This is a genomic window from Clostridium beijerinckii (assembly GCF_008705175.1).
Lineage (GTDB): Bacteria > Bacillota > Clostridia > Clostridiales > Clostridiaceae > Clostridium > Clostridium beijerinckii.
This window is the reverse complement of record NZ_CP043998.1, coordinates 837,975-857,365: the sequence shown is the minus strand read 5'-3', so window position 1 is coordinate 857,365 and position 19,391 is coordinate 837,975. Positions and strand designations below refer to the sequence as shown.

Below are 19,391 nucleotides of genomic sequence, written 5' to 3'. Positions count from 1 at the left end.
TTCAAAAATACTTCATATACCTTATTTTATCTGATCCCACTTAATTCATCAATTTAACTATATATATTTTGCAATTAAGTTTCTACATTATAACTTATACTTGACTTGTACTAGCAGCAATGCCATTCTCCCATCTCTTTTGCATCTGACAGAACTTTGAGCAACACGAAAGCCCACTGAAATCAATGGGCTTTCTATTGCATAAGTATAATATTGTTCCAGATAAGCTAAAGAAAAATAGTACTATATCAACTATATAAAAGTATTTCTATAATATAAACTTATAAATTCTAGCTTCATATGGCTTAAGTTCTATGCTATCAATCGGATCATTTTCATTAACATTATAATTTGAAATTAAAAGTTCTTTAGATTTAAATTCAAATTTTCTTTCAAGTACAAACTCTGTCTCATTTCCTGTAAAGTTACATATAACTAATAACATTTCATTTTCTAAAGTTCTTGTATATGCAAAAATTTCTTTGTTTTCTTCTAAGATCAATTCATATTTTCCATGAACTACTACTGGATTTGTTTTTCTTATTTTTATTAATTTCTTATAGTAATTAAATATAGAGTTTTCGTCTTTTAATTGTGATTTAACGTTTATTTCCTTGTAATTAGGATTTACTTTTAGCCAAGGCTGTCCACTTGTGAACCCTGCATTTTGACTATCATCCCATTGCATTGGAGTACGGGCATTATCTCTGCCTTTTGTATATATAGATAGCATTATATCCTCATGAGTATAACCTTGTTTTTTTCTTTCATTATACATGTTCAGAGTTTCTATATCCTTATAATCCTCTAACTCTTCAAATCTTACATTTGTCATACCAAGCTCTTCACCTTGATATATATATGGAGTCCCCTTCATTCCATGTAATAATGTAGCAAGCATTTTCGCACTTTCTACCCTATATTCTTTATCATTCCCCCACCTTGAAACTATTCTTGGTACGTCATGATTATTCCAGAATAAACTATTCCAGCCTGTGCCTTCTAGCTCTACTTGCCATCTAGATAACGCCTTCTTTAAATCTAATAATTCTAACGGCTTTAAATCCCATTTTTCCTTACCTGGTTGTTGATCTAATAAAATGTGCTCGAATTGAAATATCATGCTAAGTTCACTATCATCTGGATTTGAATATTTCTTAGCTATTTCTGTAGTACATCCCCAAGTCTCTCCAACTGTTAGTAAATCTTTGCCGCCGAATGTTTTCTTATTCATTTCTCTAATATATTCATGGAGTTTTGGACCATTATGCGTAACTTTTTTATCTGGAATCTTTCCTATAAGTTCAATTACATCCATTCTAAATCCGCCAATACCTTTATCAATCCAGAAGTTCATCATTTTATAAATTCTATTGCGGACCTCTTCATTTTCCCAGTTTAAATCTGGCTGTTTTTTACTAAATAAATGTAAGTAATACTGCCCTGTAGTTTCATCATATTGCCATGCACTACCGCTAAATGTTGATCTTAAATCATTTGGTTCTTCTCCATTTACTGGATCTCTCCATATATAATAATCTCTATAAGGATTATCTTTTGATTTCTTAGCTTCAATGAACCATTTATGTTCGTCGGAAGTATGGTTTACAACTAAATCCATAAGAATTTTTATTCCTCTTTTATTTCCTTCCTTAATAAGATTATCCATATCTTCCATTGTTCCGAATTCATCCATTATATCTTCATAATCGCTTATATCATATCCATTATCATCGTTTGGTGATTTATATACTGGAGATAACCATATTACGTCTATCCCCAATTCTTTCAAGTAATCTAACTTCTCTATAATTCCTCTTAAATCTCCAATTCCATCTCCATTAGAATCATTAAAACTCCTAGGATATACCTGATAAACTACACTTTCTTTCCACCATTTTTTATCCATAACTTATTCTCCTTTTAATATTACTTATTTTATTTCGTTTAAATGCATTTTTATTATTTAACAGCTCCAGTAACAATACCATTTCTTATCCACTTTTGCGCAAAGATGTATACTATAAACATTGGTAATAATGCTAACAAGTATGACGCAAAAGCCAGATTATAATTTGTAGTAAATTGAGACTGGAATACGTATTGAACTAAAGGCAATGTAGCCATCTCTGGCTTACCTAAGATGATAAGTGGCAACATGAAATCATTCCATGTCCACAAACAAGTAGTAATTGCAACCGTAGCATTAATCGGTTTTAGTAAAGGGAAAATTATTCTCCAAAATACTTGAAATGTAGAAGCACCATCTATTGTTGCTGCTTCTTCAAGTGAAACTGGAATTGATTTAATATAACCTGAATATAAAAATATATTAAAAGGTAATCCAAAGACAACATATAAACATATTATTCCAATTATATTATCCATGTTTAGCATGTTTACTTGTTTTACAAGAGGCAGCATAATTATTGGAAATGGTACAAACATAGCACTCAAAAAGTAATAGTATAATGCATTAAAAAACTTTTTCTTTCTATTTCTGGCTATGGCATATGAAACCAAAGAATTTGAAAGTATTGTAAGAATTAATACTGAAATTGTTATTGTTAAACTGTTTTTTAGAGCATCAAAGAAATTTGTCATTTCAATGGCTTCAGTAAAATTTTCAAAACGCAATGACTTTGGAAACGATAAAGCACTTGGTACCATATCTTGTGGAGATTTTACAGCTATTAATATTGTTAGATACAATGGAAATATTATAGCCACCAAAGCTCCTGCTATCATAAGCGTAGTTACTATCCAATTGGTTTTGTTTCTCCTCATAGTACTTTTTCCTCCCTCTTTTCAAGCACTCTAAGCTGAAATAATGATATTGCTACAATTACGATGAAGTAAACAACAGCATTTGCGGATTGATATGCAAAACTTCCTTGGTTAAATCCTCCGTTATAAATTACATAAGATATAGACTGAGTAACAGTTCCAGGTCCTCCTCCTGTCATAGCTACAACCTGATCAAATACCATTAAAAATCCTTTCATACATAAAACCATGTTAATTGTGAAAAATGGTGCTATTAATGGAAATGTTATGCTTTTGAATCTTTGCCATGAACCAGCACCATCAATATCACAGGCTTCGTAAACATCAGTATCAATTGTCTGAAGTCCAGATAAATATATGATTGTATTAAAGGCTATGGATTGCCATGCTGCTACGAACACTATTCCAAGCCATGCAAGCTTTTCATCACCTAAGATGTTTTTACTGAGCATAGAAATGTTCATAGTCTCTCCAATGTTTGGTATAACATGAGCAAATACAAAATTGAATATAAATGCTACTATTAAAGTTCCTAATATATTAGGAATAAAATATATTGACTTTAAAGTATTTTGAAATTTGATTTTTGAGTTTAAACCTACAGCAATTAAAAGACTTAATATGTTTACTATAATTGTAGTTATAATTGCAAATTTGAAAGTAAAAATGTACGCATGCATAACATTACTATCTTGAAATACTGCAATATAGTTTTTTAATCCAACAAAACTCCAATCACCATATCCTTTTGAATTGGTAAAACTATAAAATACACCTTCTAAAAGAGATAACGTATGAAATATAAAGAATAACAAAACTGCTGGTATAGTCATAATATAAAAAGCTTTTTTCTTTTTCAAAACCTTCAGCCCCCTATTATTTTTTCATTTGACAAATAAATATTATTAACATATAACATAGGTTGTCCTAAAATTAGTCTATCTTCCTAAAAATATTATTTTTCATGTTTATTAATAAATATCAAGCTACGGCCATCTTTTAGGACATCCTTATGACTTTTATTTTCTCTTATTTATTGTTTGCTACTGGCTTTATCGTATTCAGTATCAAGTTGTTTTAAGAATTCTGCCTTATCTTTTTTACTATAGAACCCTTGAACTAAACTTGCTGCATCAAATGAGCTTGGATAGTAGTGATCAGGGAAAACACCAATTTTTCCATTTTTAAAGCTTTCTTGTACATCTGTTACACTTTGATCATCTTGTGTCACATCTTTAACTGCAGAAAATGCGAATTGATCTTTTATATATTTTTGAGCATTCTCCTTTTGAGTCATAAATTCTATGAATTTTTTTGCTTCATCAGAGTGTTTTGACTTACTTGTTATTCCAAATAACACATCTATACCAGATACTATATTATTTTTAGATGGATCATTACTTGCAGGTAATGGGAACATGCCTATATTTATATTAGGATTTGCTTTTTTTATTTCACTAATAGCCCAGTTACCTTGTAAATACATTGCTGATTTACCTTGTGCAAAGGCTGCATTACCATCATTGTATGATACTCCTAAAATATCTTCTTGCCCAAGAGTTCCTATAGTCTCCATCTTGTCCACTATTTCTCCATGTGTAGCTTCAAAAGTTGTTTTTCCTGCTTTTTTATCAGCTAAGAAATTACTAGGCTCCAAGTCACTAGCTATAACATTCCAGAAACACATTCCAGTCCATGCATCTTTAAGTGTCAAATAAAGTGGTAATTGACCTGCATCTTTAATTTTTTTCGATACAGCCATAAATTCATCCCAAGTTTTAGGAATTTGCAATCCTAGCTTTGAAAATATATATTTATTGTATAAAACGCCATCGGCATTAGTAGCATATGGAACTCCATATATCTTTCCGTTATCATTACTTGCTATGCCATGAAGCATATCTAAATATGGTTTTTGTATGTTTTCAATAATGCCATCATTAGTAAGATCAACGAGAGCATTTGCATCTACTAGTGCACCATAGTTTACATCAGCACCTAAAGCTACTAGATCAGGCATATCATTTTTAGCAAGTCTTGTTTTTAAAACAGTACCAGCATTTGCAGGTGAATTAATTGAAATTTCAATATCAGGATTCTTTTCTTGAAATTCATTTGCTAATGATTGTAATATTGTTTTATTTTCTGCCTTAGTTGAAAATAACTCTAATTTTACTTTTCCATTTTCTGTGCTACCTCCCTTAGAACCACATCCTGCTAATAATGAAGTTCCAATTACTGCACTAATAGTAATTGACATTAGTAATTTTAATTTTTTATTCATTTCTCTTCCCCCTACTTTGTAATTTCAGTATACGATTACGTAGATTTAATATTATATTAACTATACTATTTTAGGCACATCAGCCTTAAAAAGTACATTTTAATATCTTTTTCTATTCCTTAATACTTAATCGTTTACGTAAACTATAAAAATTTACGTAATATCTTTCTCAAATCTTATATGAAATTATATTACAAAGTTTTAAACTTAGAATTGTATATAGAAACTTGTAATATAGCTTCATACTATTCTATAAATAATCATTGAAATCTTATATTCCTATAATAATTTATATATTACTATTAATTTTCTACATTTAAATCATAACTGAGTACTTAATATCTTATAACTTTAAATGTAGATTTATTAGTGCAGTCTATATATCTTTAATTTTTTTAACTGTTTCTCTTTCTATAATTTCAAATGGCATTATTATGCTTTCAACTTTTTCGTTGTAGGATATTCTTTTTATTAACATTTCAACAGACTTTTTCCCCATATCATATAAAGGTTGTGCTACTGTTGTTAAAGGTGGATATGACATCTCAGCTATATTTGTGTTATCATAACCTACTATAGATAGATCATCTGGTACTTTTAAACCATTCTTATGTGCTACTGATAATGCTCCAACAGCACAATCATCAGATGCCGCAAAAACAGCTGTAAATTTCTCACCTGTCTCTAGAAGTTCATTCATTCCTTCAACCCCATCTATAAATCCAAACCCTTTTTCTTTAATAAGATTTTTCTTTATGGATATGTTATTATCTCTTAATGCTTGCAAAAATCCATTTAAACGTGGCACTCCTGCTATAGGGTCTTCAGTCGGTCCAGATATAATTGCTATCTCTTTATGGCCATTTTCAATTAAATATGATGTTGCTGAATAAGCAGCCTGATAATCATCAACCTTAACATAAGGCAATGAATACTTGTACGATAATCCTGAAACAAGAACTGTTGGAATATGTGAGTCTATTATTCTTTTGCATAAAGTATCATCTGGAGGTATGCTGCAAACAATTAATCCATCTACCTGTCTTTCAGATAATACCTGAAGATATTCTGACATTCGCTCCCACTTATCTCCACCATTACAGATTATAACGCTGTAATTATTGCGCTGCGCAAAATCTTCTATTCCATTTAAAATTTCTACATAATATGTAGTGCTTATCTTAGGACGTAACACTCCAATAGTTCGTGTTTCTTTAACCTTGAGATTTCTCGCAATTGCATTTCTTTGATAACCAAGTTCATCCATAGCTTCAATTACTTTTTTTCTAGTCTCTTCTGAATAACCATCTAGATTATTTATTATCCTAGAAACTGTGGCAACAGAAACATTGGATTTCTTAGCGACATCTTTAATTGTGGGTCTTTTAATATTACTATTCATAACATATTCCTCTTTTTCAGTAAACGTTTAAGTAATTAAATCTTATCATAATTGGTTTTAATTGTCTATATATTCGCATAATATTTTTTATATTTTTAATTCCTATATAAAATTAGCTATGTTTATATTATACGTTTACTCAAATATAAATGCTTAAATCTTCTTACAAAATATGGCTTTAAACTTCACTTAATATCTTGCAGAGCTATCCATTCAACACTATACTATATTATGTGAAGTATTTTTGGCATGTGCTAAAGCGTATTCAAAATAGCAGTCAATAGCCAGTCTATTTTATATAGAGTCCAGACTCTTAAAATACAAAATCTATAAGAAATTACGAGTTTCTAAAGAGAATGTTTTAGAGTCCAAGTATAAAATATTCACAGCAAATTTGGACATGTTATTTCATGTATCTAATAAAAACTCGGCGAAATGAGAGGGAGATTTATGAACAAAAAAGATATATTAGAATTAAAAAGACGTTTAAAAAAAGATGACTGTACATTTACTAAAATGTGTGGTTGTTATGTAGATGGTCAAAAAGATATTGTATTAAAATTTAAAGAAACTTTTTTAAATCTAAGAGAGGAAGAATTCTTTAAATATTTAGAAATTGCCAAGAAAACACTATCTGGAACAGTTGGAAATAACATCCTTGAACTTAACTTTCCTCTTGATGAAGAAGGCATAGGTGGCAGACAGCTTTCCTTAATGGAGCTAAAAAAAAGTAAATTAAAAGATGATTCTATGCTCGATAGCTTTTATAAAATGATTATAAATAGTTATGAATATACTGGTAACTTTCTAATACTCGTTTTTCACGATGCCTATGATGTTATGACAAAAACTACGGATAACTCAAAATTAGATGAATCTGAAGAGGTATATGAATATATATTATGTGCAATCTGTCCAGTATCGCTTTCAAAACCAGCTCTTGGATATCTTGAAGATGAAAATCGAATTGGAGCTCGTATTAGAGATTGGGTAGTTGGTCCACCAGACCTTGGATTTGTATTTCCAGCATTTATAGATCGTAGTACTGATATTCATTCTATTATGTATTACACAAAAGATGCAAAAGATCCTCATCCCGAATTTATGGAGGAAGCTTTAGGTTGTAGTTCAAAACAAACAGCTACTGAGCAAAAAGAAACATTCCAAAATATAATTCGTAAAGCTGTTGGAAGTGATGATGAAAAATCAGAGCATTTATTTATGGAAATTCAAGAAACTCTCAATACTATAGTAGATGATCATACTACTGTTAACGGCAAAAATGCTGAACCTATAGTTTTGAGTAATGATAATATTCAAGATATTTTAATCGAAAGTGGAGTTCCTGAAGAGATCACTGCAAAGATTGAAAAATCATATACAGAAGCATTTGGAGATACTCCGCCTGTAGCAGAAAATTTAATTGATAAAAAAGCACTTGCAGCAAATGAACAAAGGAAAAAGGAAGAAAAACTTGAGAAGAAAGTACGCATACTAGAAGAAAGACTTGAAAAGACAAAACTGGATGCTTTATCAGATTCAGAAAAAGAAGCTGCTTTAGAATCAGAAACTGAATCAGCTTTGAATAAGATCTTAGAGTCAGAGCCTAATTCTGCTTTAAAGACAGAATCTGATACCATCTTAGAAGTGGCTTCTGACTCTAATTTAGATGAAAATCTTGATTCAGAAACAGCATCTGATGCAAATAATACTGAAAACACTGAAATAGAAACTGAGATTAGCGATGCTCCAAATTATGATATTGTACTTAATGTAAAACCTCAAAAAGTATCTCAAATAAAATCACAAATAATAGACGGAAAGAAATGTATTATAATTCCTATAGATGATGATGAACAAGCTAAAGTAAATGGCGTTAATGCTTTGCTTTAACTTACTGCAAATAATACTTTTCTCATTTAAATAGCCATAAAGATCCTGATTAAGGGTCTTTATGGCTATTATAATCTATATATAATTCAGTAATGAGTTTATATTTAAAATTCGGGAAGTTATATACCTGATTAAACCTAAAATATAGAGGCTTGATTCTAATACATATAATATGATTCAATATTCATTACTTTATATACATTCCACCAGGAGTTTCTGATAAATTAACTATGATATTTTTCTTTTGAGTATACGCTTCTAATATAACTTTGTGAGTTTCCCTGCCTATACCAGATTCTTTGTATCCACCAAATGTTGCACCTGCTGGGAAAGTATTATAAGTGTTAACCCATATACGTCCAGTCCTTATTCCTTTAGCAACTCTTATAGCACGATTTAAGTTAGTAGTAAATACTCCACCACCTAAGCCATATTCACTATCATTTGCCATAGCAATGACTTCTTCTTCTGTCTTAAATTTAATTACAACTCCAACTGGCCCAAATATTTCTTCTCTAGCTATTCTCATATCATTAGTAACATCTGTAAGTAAAGTAGGTTTCATAAAGTATCCATTCTTAGCATCACCCTCAATGAATCTTTCCCCTCCTGTCGCTACTTTTGCTCCTTCTTTTTTACCTATTTCTATATATTTAAGAATTTTTTTAAGTTGAGATTCACTAACTTGCGCTCCCATTTGAGTATTAGGATCTAATGGGTTTCCAACTTTAACTTTTTCAAAAGCAGCAATTGCTTTTTCCATAAATTCATCATAAAAATCTTCTTGTACAAATATTCTAGAACCTGCAGAACAAACTTGTCCTTGGTTAAATAAAATTCCCAATTGAATACCTTCTAATGCAATGTTCATATTTGCATCACTAAAGAAAATATTAGCTGACTTTCCTCCAAGCTCTAAAGTTGCAGGAATAATACGTTTAGCCGCAGCAAGTCCAATTTGTCTTCCAACTTCTGTAGATCCTGTAAATGCTAATTTATCAAGTCCTTCATGATTTTGCAGATATTCACCGCTCTTTGATCCTTTTCCTGTAATAACATTAATTACACCACTAGGAACAATATTTTGTATTAGTTTCATAAGCTCTAATACGCTCAATGAAGTAGTACTTGATGGTTTAAATACTGAAACATCCCCAGCTGCTAACACTGGAGCTAACTTCCAAGCCGCCATTAAGAATGGAAAATTCCAAGGAACTATTTGCCCTACAACACCAATTGGCTCACTTAATATTAAATTTAAAGTATTTTCATCTATCATTGTTGCAGAACCCTCATCAGCACGAATAACACCTGCAAAATATCTAAAGTGATCTGCTGCTAATGGAATATCTGCTCCTGTTGTCTCTCTAATTGGTTTTCCATTATCTAAAGTTTCTACTGTAGCTAAGTATTCTGCGTTTTCTTCAATAATATCAGCAATTTTATTTAATATATTTGCTCTTTCTACAACAGTAGTTTTGCCCCATGTAGCAAAGGCTTGTCTTGCAGAATTAACAGCATCATCTACATCTTTTTCTGTAGCATCTGCAATCTCAGCTAAAAATTCCCCATTAGCTGGATTATAAGTCTTTATTGTAGCTCCATCTGAAGCATCTCTCCATTCTCCATTGATAAATAATCTATATCTATTTTCTAATTTAACATTCATAATAAACACCTTTTTTCCTCATATAATCGATCTTTTATGATTTTATTATAGCACTAAATTAATTGTATTCAATATAAAATAATTATTTAACAATAATAATTATCCATATAATTATTGGTAAATATTGAAATCACATGGTGTTCCTGTATAATATTATAAAATTTTTTTATTTAAAGACAAAAAAGTATAATATAAAACAAACACTTTGTTAAGAATTTATTTTATATTATACCTTTCATATTTGAAAAAGGTGCTATATTTATTTCTTATTAATAATTAAAATTTAGCTCTCTTACTCTCTTTTCCTATTCCTTTATTAAAATGTCTAATGTATGTGCACTTGCTCCAAGCAACTCTGGTCTTTCACATGTAGAAAAATGATAGTTAATAAAAAGCTTAAATGTCTCTTCATCCATAGCATTTAAAACAGATCTCATGTAATTCGCTGGCCCATCTGCTGAGATTAATTTTATCCTTTTTAGTCTTACTTCTTCATTTAACTTATTGATATCTTCAATCCTTACATAATCATATAAATCTTTTGGTTCAGATATAACATGAAAATCATCAGTAAGCTTTCCATTTTCAATAGATGAACGAATATTATTTTCCTTAAAACCATATGTTATTACGCTATATTCATTCATGCAATAAGCTACTAAGATAACTCCTCCAATTTTTGTTACTCTCTTCGCCTCTTGTAAGGCTTTTGCTTTATCCTGAAAATTGTATAAGTGATACATCGGTCCAAATACCAATGTCATATCAAATGTATTTTCTTCAAATCTTGATAAATCTAATGCTGTCCCTTGATATGCTTTTACTGAACTTCCTTTTGATTTCAAAATACCTAGATTATGCTTTACAAGCTCAATTGCTGTAACATCATACCCATCATTTGCTAGCTCCACAGAGTATCTTCCTGTTCCAGCACCAACATCTAAAATTTTGGAACCATTATTCTTTTCTAGATACTCATGAATATATTTCATAGAAGTTAAAAACTCAACTTGTGCATATTTTCTAGTTAATCTTTTATCTTCACAAAATTTATTATAGTATTTCTCTAATTCCATTGTCATCTCTTTACGTTCCTCACCTATCATTTATTAGAAATTATTAAATATAAATATTAATTTCTTTCCTGATTTCTAACAACTATTATACTATATATTGCAACTATTAAAAATATAGATTTATTCTTTAAATATCTACAAATAAAAATGCCCCCAAGAACCTAATTCCCAGATTCTTGCGGGTTTATGATGAAATAGAAATACTCTCTTTACAGATACATATCTATTAGAAAAATAATATTTTATAAGTCAATATAAATATAATTCCCTATTATCTTATAATTGTCACTGTATTTTCCTTCAATATTTTTTTCTCTGGTTTAATACCATCTATATAGCCAATACAAATAGACCCGCAAACCTTATGTTTTTCTGAAATTCCTAAGCGTGTAAGTAACTTTCTTACATTTTCATCATTGTCAAACCATGTTAATTGATTTATCCAACATGCTCCAAGTTCCAAGTAATTTGCTGCTAAAAGCATATTTTCTATAGCACAAGCACTATCTGCCATTGCATTACTATAGTTAGACTCATTCGATACTATAATCAATGTTGGAGCGTTGTAATAAAAATTGTAGTCATCTTTCTTCGATGCAACTTTACCTGCTTTTTTACTTTTATAGGTATTTTCATCAACTTCAAGCTTTTCAAAAGCTTCTTTAATATATCCATTTAACTCTAAAAGAATTTCTTTATTTTGGACTACAGTAAATTGCCATGTTTGAGAGTTACCTCCACTTGGTGCATGTTTTGCTGAATCTAAAATTGTAAATAGTTCCTCATCTTTTATTTGTTCCTCTTTGTATTTTCTTATACTTCTTCTTGATTTTATATTTTCAATTACATTTTCCATATTAATCCTCCTTTTTAATAATTATATTCTAAGTCTAATTCAAATAAAATGCTAATCTTGGATATTAGAAAAGTGATTAAAACCTTGCAATCACTTTTCTTTACCTATTTAATGATATCTAAAGATATAAATTAATAAATAATGTGCCATAACCTATGCCATATCAACTCTTTCTTTAATATTCTCTCTCTTTTTAGAGTATAAAAGAAATAAACTTAACCCTAGTGCAACTACAAAGAAAATTGTAAAAAATCTGAAACTGGAATCTATAGACTTAACTAAATTTCCACTCATATTTACATTAGAAAAGCTTCCTAAACCTATAATTGCCTTAGAGACTACATCCGCAGGTATAATAACTTCTATTGTTAATATGGCTAATGTCTGACTTAAGGCTTTACCAACATTCATTATAGTATAATGCATCCCTGATGCTGAACCAGATTGTTCTTTAGGCACTGCTGACAATACAGTTTTCGCTAACGACGGCCAAGCTAAGCCATTTGCTATTGATAATAATATTAGTGGTGTAACTATAGCTTTAACTGATAGCTCTCCCCCAAGATTTCCAAGAAAGAATATCCCTATAATAAGAAATACAATTCCAAATGTAAGAGTCTTTAATGATCCGATATTATCTACAAGTTTACCTGCAAATGGACCTAATATAAGCTGTGGTACAGATAGTGAAATCATTAATAGCCCTGACATAGTTGGACTTAAATTTAATGCACTTTGCAAATATATACTCAACAATAAAGGTAATGAAAAATATGCAATACAATAAAATAATGTAATTATAAGTCCAATTGAATAATTTCTGTACAAGAGCAGCTTGAAATTAAATAATGGATTTTCTACGCGTAATTCTGTGATTATAAATGCAAGCCATAATAAAATTGTAACTATACATAGCCCTAAAGTTTCATATGATACCCATCCTAATGATTGTCCTTCTGAAAGTACTATCATCGTTAATATTAAACCTAAGCTAAATGTTAATATCCCAATCCAGTCATTTTTTTGATTAATATTAGGTTTAGTCTCTTCCATTACTAAAAATGCTCCAATTATGCAAAGAAGTACAAAAGGCACTGTAATAAAGAATATTGATCTCCAACCAAAGCTGCTAATTAAAGCACCACCAGCTACTGGTCCAATTATTGCTCCAATAACCCATGAAGTAGCATTAATGCTCAAGGCTAGCCCAAGCTCATTACTATGAAAAGTCTTAATTATAGTTGGAGTTGCAGTTGCCATAGCCAATGCTGCTCCACCTCCTTGAATTAACCTATATAAATTTAAAGTCAATCCTGAGTCTGCAATTCCACAAAGTATTGTACCAACTGCAAAAATTATAAGTCCTAACATGAAAATACGCTTTGTTCCAACTGTATCTGCCCATTTTCCAGCAGGCAATATTAAAACTGTACTTGCAATAATGTAACCAGTAATTATCCACAATCCAGTAGTTACTGAAATATTTAATCCTTCCATCATATTAGGCAAACCTATTATTACAATAGTAGAATCTAAATTTGTAATAAATGAAACTAATGTAACAACAAGTAGAATGCTCCATTTGTGTGATTTAGAATTTGTCATATAATCTCCTTATTTATAAATGGAATAAATTTTCGAGTGTAGATAACCCCTTATATGATTGATCCCATCGAAGCCATTTAATTTTGTTTTCTATACATAGTTTACAAGAGATTATATATCATGTAAAATGATTATATAAGATATCAAGATTCACTTTTAGTGATTTATATATTGGAGTGATAAAATGGAAAGTAGTGAATTAAGAATTTTCAGAGCTGTTGCCCAAGCAGGCAGCATAACAAAGGCTGCGCAAGCTCTGGGATATGTTCAATCTAATGTTACAGCTAGAATTCAGCAATTAGAATCCGATTTAAATACACAACTCTTTTATAGACAGCGAGGTATGATTTTAACTCCTACAGGTGAGAAATTACTAGCTTATGCCGAAAAAATCATTTACTTACTAGACGAAGCCGATAAAGCCTTAAATGATTGTTGCGATCCTTCAGGAAGTTTATCAATTGGTGCTGTTCACACAGTATCTGCAATACGTCTTCCTGAAATCTTATCTCAGTATCATAAAGCTTACCCTAAAGTTGATCTATCTCTTATAACAAGTCAATCAGATGAACTTATTTATAAAATAAAACATTTCCAGTTAGATGGTGCTTTTGTCAAAGCTCAGTCCTTTAGTGATGAGAATATAGTAAGTGAACTTGTAGTCGAAGAAACCTTAGTTCTAATATCAAGTCCTAAATATGATAATATAGAAGATCTATATTCAAAACCATTTTTGATGAGTACAGTAGGATGTCCTAATAGAACACAACTTGAAAACTGGCTCAAATCCAAAAGCATTCATAATATTCGATATATGGAATTTAATAATTTAACTTCTATCATTGAAGGCGTTATTGCTGATCTTGGTGCATCATTTGTACCAAAGTCCACTATTGAAGATTATGAAGAGAAAGGACTTCTAAAATCATTCTCAGTGCCCGATAAATATAATACTACAAAAACATTTTTTATAAGGCGTAAAGATTCTTTAATGACTAACTCACTTTCAAAATTCATTGAAATGACTGAGCTAAATACACCATATAAAAGAACTTAAAATATTAGCTAAATCCCCCATGAAAAATCAGAATTTCGTGGGGAATAGTTATGAATCTCACCCTTGCACGTAAATCAAATATTAAGTCGTATTTTTCTTTTTGAGCTAAAAAGAAAACTCACTAAATACACTTTCGCCTTTACCTAAAGGCTTTCTATCTCCTTCATAAAAACCGAATTCATCATCATCTTCATCATCAGTAACCTCAATATCCGTATTTTTCTTTATATCTTTCTTCGGCTTCTTATTTTTATTCATCACTAAAGGTACAGGTATATTGCCTTTCGGTACACCATTAATTTTCCCCGTGCTTATTATGTTCTTATTATCGCTGATTCCTTCATTTTTAATTTCTATATTATTCTTAGTATCAATTGCATTCTCCATATTACACATATTGTTGTCTTTCTGCTGTTGCTTTTCAATAATTTCATTGCCAATCTCTTCTTCAACATCATGTTTTTCATCATAGATATTTTCAACACTTTTAGTCTCTTCGCTTTTTAACTTACTATCCTTTTTACCCATTTTTTCTTTATTCTCAGTGATATCTTTTACCTTTGCTTTGATATTTTGATGCTTTGCAAAATTCTTTACTTTATAAACATTTTCTTCAACAACTTCAACCATTTCTAAATCTATAAATATATCTAATGCCAGTTTCACTTGACTTTCATCCCTATTAAATTCTATAGCTAAAGTCTTCAATGTATATGGAATGTTTTTTGACATATATAAGTTGCCATCTAGATTAACTCTCCCAGCTAAAATTACAATTCTAGTCCAGATATAATAAATAACATCTCTTTCTGGCATTCTATCTATTATTTTAAATTTTGTATCATCATACATATCAACTCTAAATCTTACATATCTTCTCTCTTTCATCTTAATTGCTCCTCCTAAAAATTTTTATTTTTCTATTCTTTTCAATTAAGATATATGTCTCAATTCATAAAATAACAGAATATTTATAAATTTTTTTCTAAAACTTTTTGAAAACTAAAATAACCTTAGAAATAACTAAAAAAACACGAAAATCTAAATTTGATATGCTCCCTTTATAGTAAACAGTTAAAATAATAAAACTGTTTCTATAAAGGGGGTATTTTAATGTCAAGAAAAACGAAATGTTCTCTGGAAGAGAAATTGAAAGGAATTAAAGAATACCTATCAGGAGAAAAAGCAGTTATACAGATATGCGATGAGATGGGAATTCATAGTGCCACATTTTATGACTGGTTGAAAATATATAATGATGTTGGTGAAGCAAATTTAATAGTTTCTACAAAAAACAAATATTATTGCGATTCGCTTAAACTTAATGCAGTTAAAGATTATCTAGCTGGAAAAGGCTCTTTAAGAAATATATGCTGCACATATGAAATTTCATCTCCTCGTGTTCTCAGCGATTGGATTAAGAAGTATAATGGTCATAAAACAATTAAATCTCATAATAAGCAAGGGGATAGAATTATGACTAATGGAAGAAAGACTACTTATGAAGAAAGAATTGAGATTGTTGCATTCTGCATTTCGAATAATGATGATTATCAAGCTACTGCTGATAAATTTAATGTTTCTTATCAACAAGTTTATACCTGGGTAAGAAAATACAAAGCTAATGGATATGAAGAGCTAATAGACCGTCGCGGTAAGCGTAAAGATACTGATGAGATTACTGAGTCTGATAAATTATCCGCACAATTAAAACTTATTGAAGCAGAAAATAGACGTTTAAAGATGGAGATTGATTTCTTAAAAAAATTGAAAGAAGTAGAAAGAAGGCGATAAGCACTAAAAGACTCCAAGAATATAAATATATTTCTATAAAAGAATTACATGAAAAAAATGGCTATCCAATAGCTGATCTATGCAATTTAGCTGGGATTGCACGATCATCTTACTACAAATGGATTAACCGTTCAGAGACTGAATTAGATAAGGAAAATTCAATAATACTAAAAGAGATTGTTAAGCTTTATGAAGATGTAAATGGTATCTATGGATACCGTCGGATAACAATGAATATAAATAGACTCCTGGATAAACAGTATAATCATAAACGAATTTATAGATTAATGAAATCTATTAACATGAGATCAGTTATAAGAAAAAAGAGAAAGCATTATATTCAAAGTACTCCACAAATTACAGCAGAAAACAAATTAAATAGAGAATTTTATGCAAAGAAACCAAATGAAAAATGGTTAACAGATGTTACTGAATTTAAACTACTTAATGGTAAAAAGGCTTACCTTAGCGCAATATTTGATTTAGCTGATAAGAGCATTGTTTCTTATGTTGTTGGTCACTCAAATAACAATCAGCTTGTTTTTGATACATTTGATTTAGCAGTAAGTGCTAATCCGACTGCAAAGCCACTGTTTCATAGTGACAGAGGATTTCAGTATACTAATAGGACTTTCAAAGCTAAACTTGATAAAATCAAAGCAACTCAAAGCATGTCACGTGTCAGCAGATGTATCGACAACGGACCAATGGAAGGTTTTTGGGGAACTCTAAAATGTGAGATGTACTATTTGCAAAAATTTTATACATATGAAGAATTGAGACAAGCAATTGATGAATACATAGTTTTCTATAATACAAAAAGACTACAGAAAAACTTAAAAGGTCTGACTCCAATTGAATATCGAAATCAGACCTTGGTTTCATAATTTTTTGTTTTTTCATCTGTCTACTTGACAGGGGGCAGTTCAAATTTCAGATTTTCGTGTTCTTTTATGATATAGTTAATAATATTACCTTTAAAATAATCTTTTGCTACTAATTAAATTGATTCTTTTCTCTATTTACATCTCTTAATAAAATTACTTTTACTTAATATTATTGGAGTTACAGGTTCACCATAAAAATCTTCTGCCTCTCCAATTACTTTGCATTCAAATTTCATTAACATATTTAGAGTTGCATCTCTTGCTTCAATGTAAATTTCGTCAGTATAAGAATTAAAAATTTCTTTTAATGAAGCTATAGCAAGCTTCTGACCAATTCCCATGCCTCTTAATCTTTTATCAACAGCAAATCTTCCCCAATGCCATTTATCCTTTTCTTTCCATGCTGATACTACTCCAATAATATCTTCTCCTACTCTTGCGCACCACCAAATTGGTTTTAAATTTTCACTCACTGGAACCAATTCTGCTGGAATGCTTTGCTCATTAGTAAAAACCTCTGTTGCTAATTCAATTGCTTCTTTTATATAATTTTCAGAAATTCTTTCTATTAATATTCTAGAATCATTCTTCTTGAGATTGTTTTTTAATGCAAGAACGCGAAATAATCTAAATGCTCCCACAATATTTTCTGTATCTTCACTATCCCCTAAATTTAAAATTTCATTAATAAATTTATTTGCTTCATGGTCTCCACTATTTATAGCCTCAATACCTAATGGAAGAATACAAATATCTTTCATTCTTTTATCAGCTTCAGATTTCTTCAGCTCCAAATAATTTTTAGCCTCCAAATTATTAAGTATCCTGCTTAACGAAGCCTTATCAATACCTAAATTTATTAGCAATTCATTAAAAGGAGTTTTTCCATTTTGTTTTATGTAATTTAATATATGAGCTTGAGCCAGTGTTAATTCAGAATTTAGGCAATTGTGATTAAGCAGCCCTAATTCTCTCACAATTAATCTTACCTCTTTTCTAATTATCTCTTCGTTTCTCATATTCGCCTCCAAATTAATTGATATTATCAACAATTATAACTCACTTTCGTTTTTATTACAAGTTGACTTCATAAATCAATTTATAATTTACAGAGCTTTTATGACTATTACAGGAAAGAAATAACGTGCTACATTATTCTGAATTCTTATGCTAAAAATATGGCATAATTATGATTCCATTAAGAGCAATAAGCTTAATGATGAATATTATTTATTCTAAGATAAGCTGCTTTAATTTATTCTTTGTTTCATCATCTATAGGCATTTGAATGGTGATACTTGCTCCATCTATTTCTGTGGACCTAAATGAAATATAACTTAGGTATAAATCCCCTACTAAAGGATGATGTAAAAGTTTTTGACCTTCTGGTGTTCCCATAATACCTTGATTATTCCACCATTTATTAAATAGAAGATCTTTTTCATTTAATTCATTTATAATTGCATTTATTGTATTATCATTCTCATAATAACCGTAATTTGCTCTCAATTGTTCAACACGTAATTTAGAATGCCCTTCCCAATTATCTAACAGTTCTTTTAGATAATCATCATTAAAAGCTCTCCAAACTGAGTTTCTTTCTTTTTCATCCATTTCTTCATAATTACCATAAACTTTTAGTGCCGCCATATTCCATCCAATCATTGTTAATTTACTATCAGTAACATAAGCTATACTTGGATTTTGATTGTCTAAGAATTTTTGTAATGTATTAGAAATAGCAACAGCTGCAAAGTCTTCTACAGGTAATTTCTTATCTGATAAATTAAATAAATATCTTTTTTCTTCATTATTTAATTGCAAAACCCTACTCAAGGAAAGTAACACATCTATTGATGGATTAACATCTTGTCCTTGTTCAATACGCACATACCAGTCAATACTTACTCCGGCTAAATCAGCGACTTCCTCTCTCTTTAATCCTTTCACCCTTCTTTTTTTATCAAATTTGAGTCCAAATTGTTCTGGTCTTAATGTGGATCTTTTCTTTTTTAAAAATAATCCAAGTTCTTTGTTTTTAGATATCATTATTACCTCCCCATCTCTATTCATATAAACTT

The 19,391-nt window shown here is 30.0% G+C and carries 16 protein-coding genes; 4 read left to right on the top strand and 12 right to left on the bottom strand.

Features of this window, described 5'->3' with window-relative positions; translation table 11 throughout:
- Positions 1 to 268: 268 nt before the first annotated feature.
- The 5 genes from F3K33_RS04015 to F3K33_RS03995 form a co-directional block, all read right to left on the bottom strand.
- On the bottom strand, positions 269 to 1,909 hold the full coding sequence (locus F3K33_RS04015; protein WP_039772564.1) for a glycoside hydrolase family 13 protein: 1,641 nt from the start codon (positions 1,907 to 1,909) through the stop codon (positions 269 to 271).
- A 53-nt stretch (positions 1,910 to 1,962) separates the two neighbouring features.
- On the bottom strand, positions 1,963 to 2,787 hold the full coding sequence (locus tag F3K33_RS04010; protein WP_023976566.1) for a carbohydrate ABC transporter permease: 825 nt from the start codon (positions 2,785 to 2,787) through the stop codon (positions 1,963 to 1,965).
- On the bottom strand, positions 2,784 to 3,647 hold the full coding sequence (locus F3K33_RS04005; RefSeq protein WP_023976565.1) for a carbohydrate ABC transporter permease: 864 nt from the start codon (positions 3,645 to 3,647) through the stop codon (positions 2,784 to 2,786). The genes F3K33_RS04010 and F3K33_RS04005 overlap by 4 nt, the downstream gene beginning before the upstream one ends.
- Before the next feature lie 173 nt (positions 3,648 to 3,820).
- The gene (locus F3K33_RS04000) at positions 3,821 to 5,071 is read right to left on the bottom strand and encodes an ABC transporter substrate-binding protein (RefSeq protein WP_039772562.1); all 1,251 of its coding nucleotides are present in this window, start codon (positions 5,069 to 5,071) and stop codon (positions 3,821 to 3,823) included.
- A 376-nt stretch (positions 5,072 to 5,447) separates the two neighbouring features.
- Positions 5,448 to 6,473: a LacI family DNA-binding transcriptional regulator gene (locus F3K33_RS03995; protein WP_011968076.1), complete on the bottom strand. Its 1,026-nt coding sequence runs from the start codon at positions 6,471 to 6,473 to the stop codon at positions 5,448 to 5,450.
- A gap of 450 nt (positions 6,474 to 6,923) precedes the next feature.
- On the opposite strand from F3K33_RS03995, the gene F3K33_RS03990 reads away from it, so the two are divergent.
- Positions 6,924 to 8,366, top strand: a complete 1,443-nt coding sequence (locus F3K33_RS03990) for a DUF4317 domain-containing protein (RefSeq protein WP_023976563.1) — start codon at positions 6,924 to 6,926, stop codon at positions 8,364 to 8,366.
- A 187-nt stretch (positions 8,367 to 8,553) separates the two neighbouring features.
- On the opposite strand, the gene F3K33_RS03985 is transcribed toward F3K33_RS03990, so the two are convergent.
- The 4 genes from F3K33_RS03985 to F3K33_RS03970 form a co-directional block, all read right to left on the bottom strand.
- Positions 8,554 to 10,035 (bottom strand): aldehyde dehydrogenase family protein, encoded by a 1,482-nt coding sequence (locus tag F3K33_RS03985; RefSeq protein ID WP_039772599.1) that lies wholly within the window; start codon positions 10,033 to 10,035, stop codon positions 8,554 to 8,556.
- A 305-nt stretch (positions 10,036 to 10,340) separates the two neighbouring features.
- The gene (locus F3K33_RS03980; protein ID WP_026015679.1) at positions 10,341 to 11,117 is read right to left on the bottom strand and encodes a class I SAM-dependent methyltransferase; all 777 of its coding nucleotides are present in this window, start codon (positions 11,115 to 11,117) and stop codon (positions 10,341 to 10,343) included.
- Positions 11,118 to 11,382: 265 nt separating this feature from the next.
- The gene (locus F3K33_RS03975) at positions 11,383 to 11,967 is read right to left on the bottom strand and encodes a nitroreductase family protein (RefSeq protein WP_023976558.1); all 585 of its coding nucleotides are present in this window, start codon (positions 11,965 to 11,967) and stop codon (positions 11,383 to 11,385) included.
- Between the two features lie 153 nt (positions 11,968 to 12,120).
- Complete coding sequence (locus F3K33_RS03970) at positions 12,121 to 13,572, bottom strand: MFS transporter (RefSeq protein ID WP_039772560.1); 1,452 nt, start codon at positions 13,570 to 13,572, stop codon at positions 12,121 to 12,123.
- A gap of 184 nt (positions 13,573 to 13,756) precedes the next feature.
- Between F3K33_RS03970 and F3K33_RS03965 the strand changes: the two genes are divergently transcribed.
- Positions 13,757 to 14,629 (top strand): LysR family transcriptional regulator, encoded by an 873-nt coding sequence (locus F3K33_RS03965; protein ID WP_039772559.1) that lies wholly within the window; start codon positions 13,757 to 13,759, stop codon positions 14,627 to 14,629.
- A gap of 105 nt (positions 14,630 to 14,734) precedes the next feature.
- On the opposite strand, the gene F3K33_RS03960 is transcribed toward F3K33_RS03965, so the two are convergent.
- Positions 14,735 to 15,517: a putative phage replisome organizer gene (locus F3K33_RS03960; RefSeq protein ID WP_039772558.1), complete on the bottom strand. Its 783-nt coding sequence runs from the start codon at positions 15,515 to 15,517 to the stop codon at positions 14,735 to 14,737.
- Between the two features lie 225 nt (positions 15,518 to 15,742).
- On the opposite strand from F3K33_RS03960, the gene F3K33_RS03955 reads away from it, so the two are divergent.
- Positions 15,743 to 16,423 (top strand): helix-turn-helix domain-containing protein, encoded by a 681-nt coding sequence (locus F3K33_RS03955; protein ID WP_011968065.1) that lies wholly within the window; start codon positions 15,743 to 15,745, stop codon positions 16,421 to 16,423.
- Positions 16,396 to 17,310, top strand: coding sequence for an IS3 family transposase (locus F3K33_RS03950; protein WP_111944671.1), 915 nt, complete (start codon positions 16,396 to 16,398; stop codon positions 17,308 to 17,310). The genes F3K33_RS03955 and F3K33_RS03950 overlap by 28 nt, the downstream gene beginning before the upstream one ends.
- Before the next feature lie 131 nt (positions 17,311 to 17,441).
- Here F3K33_RS03950 and F3K33_RS03945 read toward each other — a convergent pair whose 3' ends face one another.
- Both F3K33_RS03945 and F3K33_RS03940 read right to left on the bottom strand, forming a co-directional pair.
- Positions 17,442 to 18,329 (bottom strand): bifunctional helix-turn-helix transcriptional regulator/GNAT family N-acetyltransferase, encoded by an 888-nt coding sequence (locus tag F3K33_RS03945; protein ID WP_039773169.1) that lies wholly within the window; start codon positions 18,327 to 18,329, stop codon positions 17,442 to 17,444.
- A gap of 211 nt (positions 18,330 to 18,540) precedes the next feature.
- Positions 18,541 to 19,359, bottom strand: coding sequence for a helix-turn-helix domain-containing protein (locus F3K33_RS03940; RefSeq protein WP_039773171.1), 819 nt, complete (start codon positions 19,357 to 19,359; stop codon positions 18,541 to 18,543).
- Positions 19,360 to 19,391 lie beyond the last annotated feature (32 nt).

Coding starts and splice junctions, on each gene's coding strand:
- F3K33_RS03970 (WP_039772560.1), bottom strand. CDS start 13,572: ATGACAAATTCTAAATCACACAAATGGAGCATTCTACTTGTTGTTACA.
- F3K33_RS03990 (WP_023976563.1), top strand. CDS start 6,924: ATGAACAAAAAAGATATATTAGAATTAAAAAGACGTTTAAAAAAAGAT.
- F3K33_RS03940 (WP_039773171.1), bottom strand. CDS start 19,359: ATGATATCTAAAAACAAAGAACTTGGATTATTTTTAAAAAAGAAAAGA.
- F3K33_RS03985 (WP_039772599.1), bottom strand. CDS start 10,035: ATGAATGTTAAATTAGAAAATAGATATAGATTATTTATCAATGGAGAA.
- F3K33_RS04010 (WP_023976566.1), bottom strand. CDS start 2,787: ATGAGGAGAAACAAAACCAATTGGATAGTAACTACGCTTATGATAGCA.
- F3K33_RS03980 (WP_026015679.1), bottom strand. CDS start 11,117: ATGACAATGGAATTAGAGAAATACTATAATAAATTTTGTGAAGATAAA.
- F3K33_RS03960 (WP_039772558.1), bottom strand. CDS start 15,517: ATGAAAGAGAGAAGATATGTAAGATTTAGAGTTGATATGTATGATGAT.
- F3K33_RS04015 (WP_039772564.1), bottom strand. CDS start 1,909: ATGGATAAAAAATGGTGGAAAGAAAGTGTAGTTTATCAGGTATATCCT.
- F3K33_RS04000 (WP_039772562.1), bottom strand. CDS start 5,071: ATGAATAAAAAATTAAAATTACTAATGTCAATTACTATTAGTGCAGTA.
- F3K33_RS03975 (WP_023976558.1), bottom strand. CDS start 11,967: ATGGAAAATGTAATTGAAAATATAAAATCAAGAAGAAGTATAAGAAAA.
- F3K33_RS03955 (WP_011968065.1), top strand. CDS start 15,743: ATGTCAAGAAAAACGAAATGTTCTCTGGAAGAGAAATTGAAAGGAATT.
- F3K33_RS03995 (WP_011968076.1), bottom strand. CDS start 6,473: ATGAATAGTAATATTAAAAGACCCACAATTAAAGATGTCGCTAAGAAA.
- F3K33_RS03965 (WP_039772559.1), top strand. CDS start 13,757: ATGGAAAGTAGTGAATTAAGAATTTTCAGAGCTGTTGCCCAAGCAGGC.
- F3K33_RS03945 (WP_039773169.1), bottom strand. CDS start 18,329: ATGAGAAACGAAGAGATAATTAGAAAAGAGGTAAGATTAATTGTGAGA.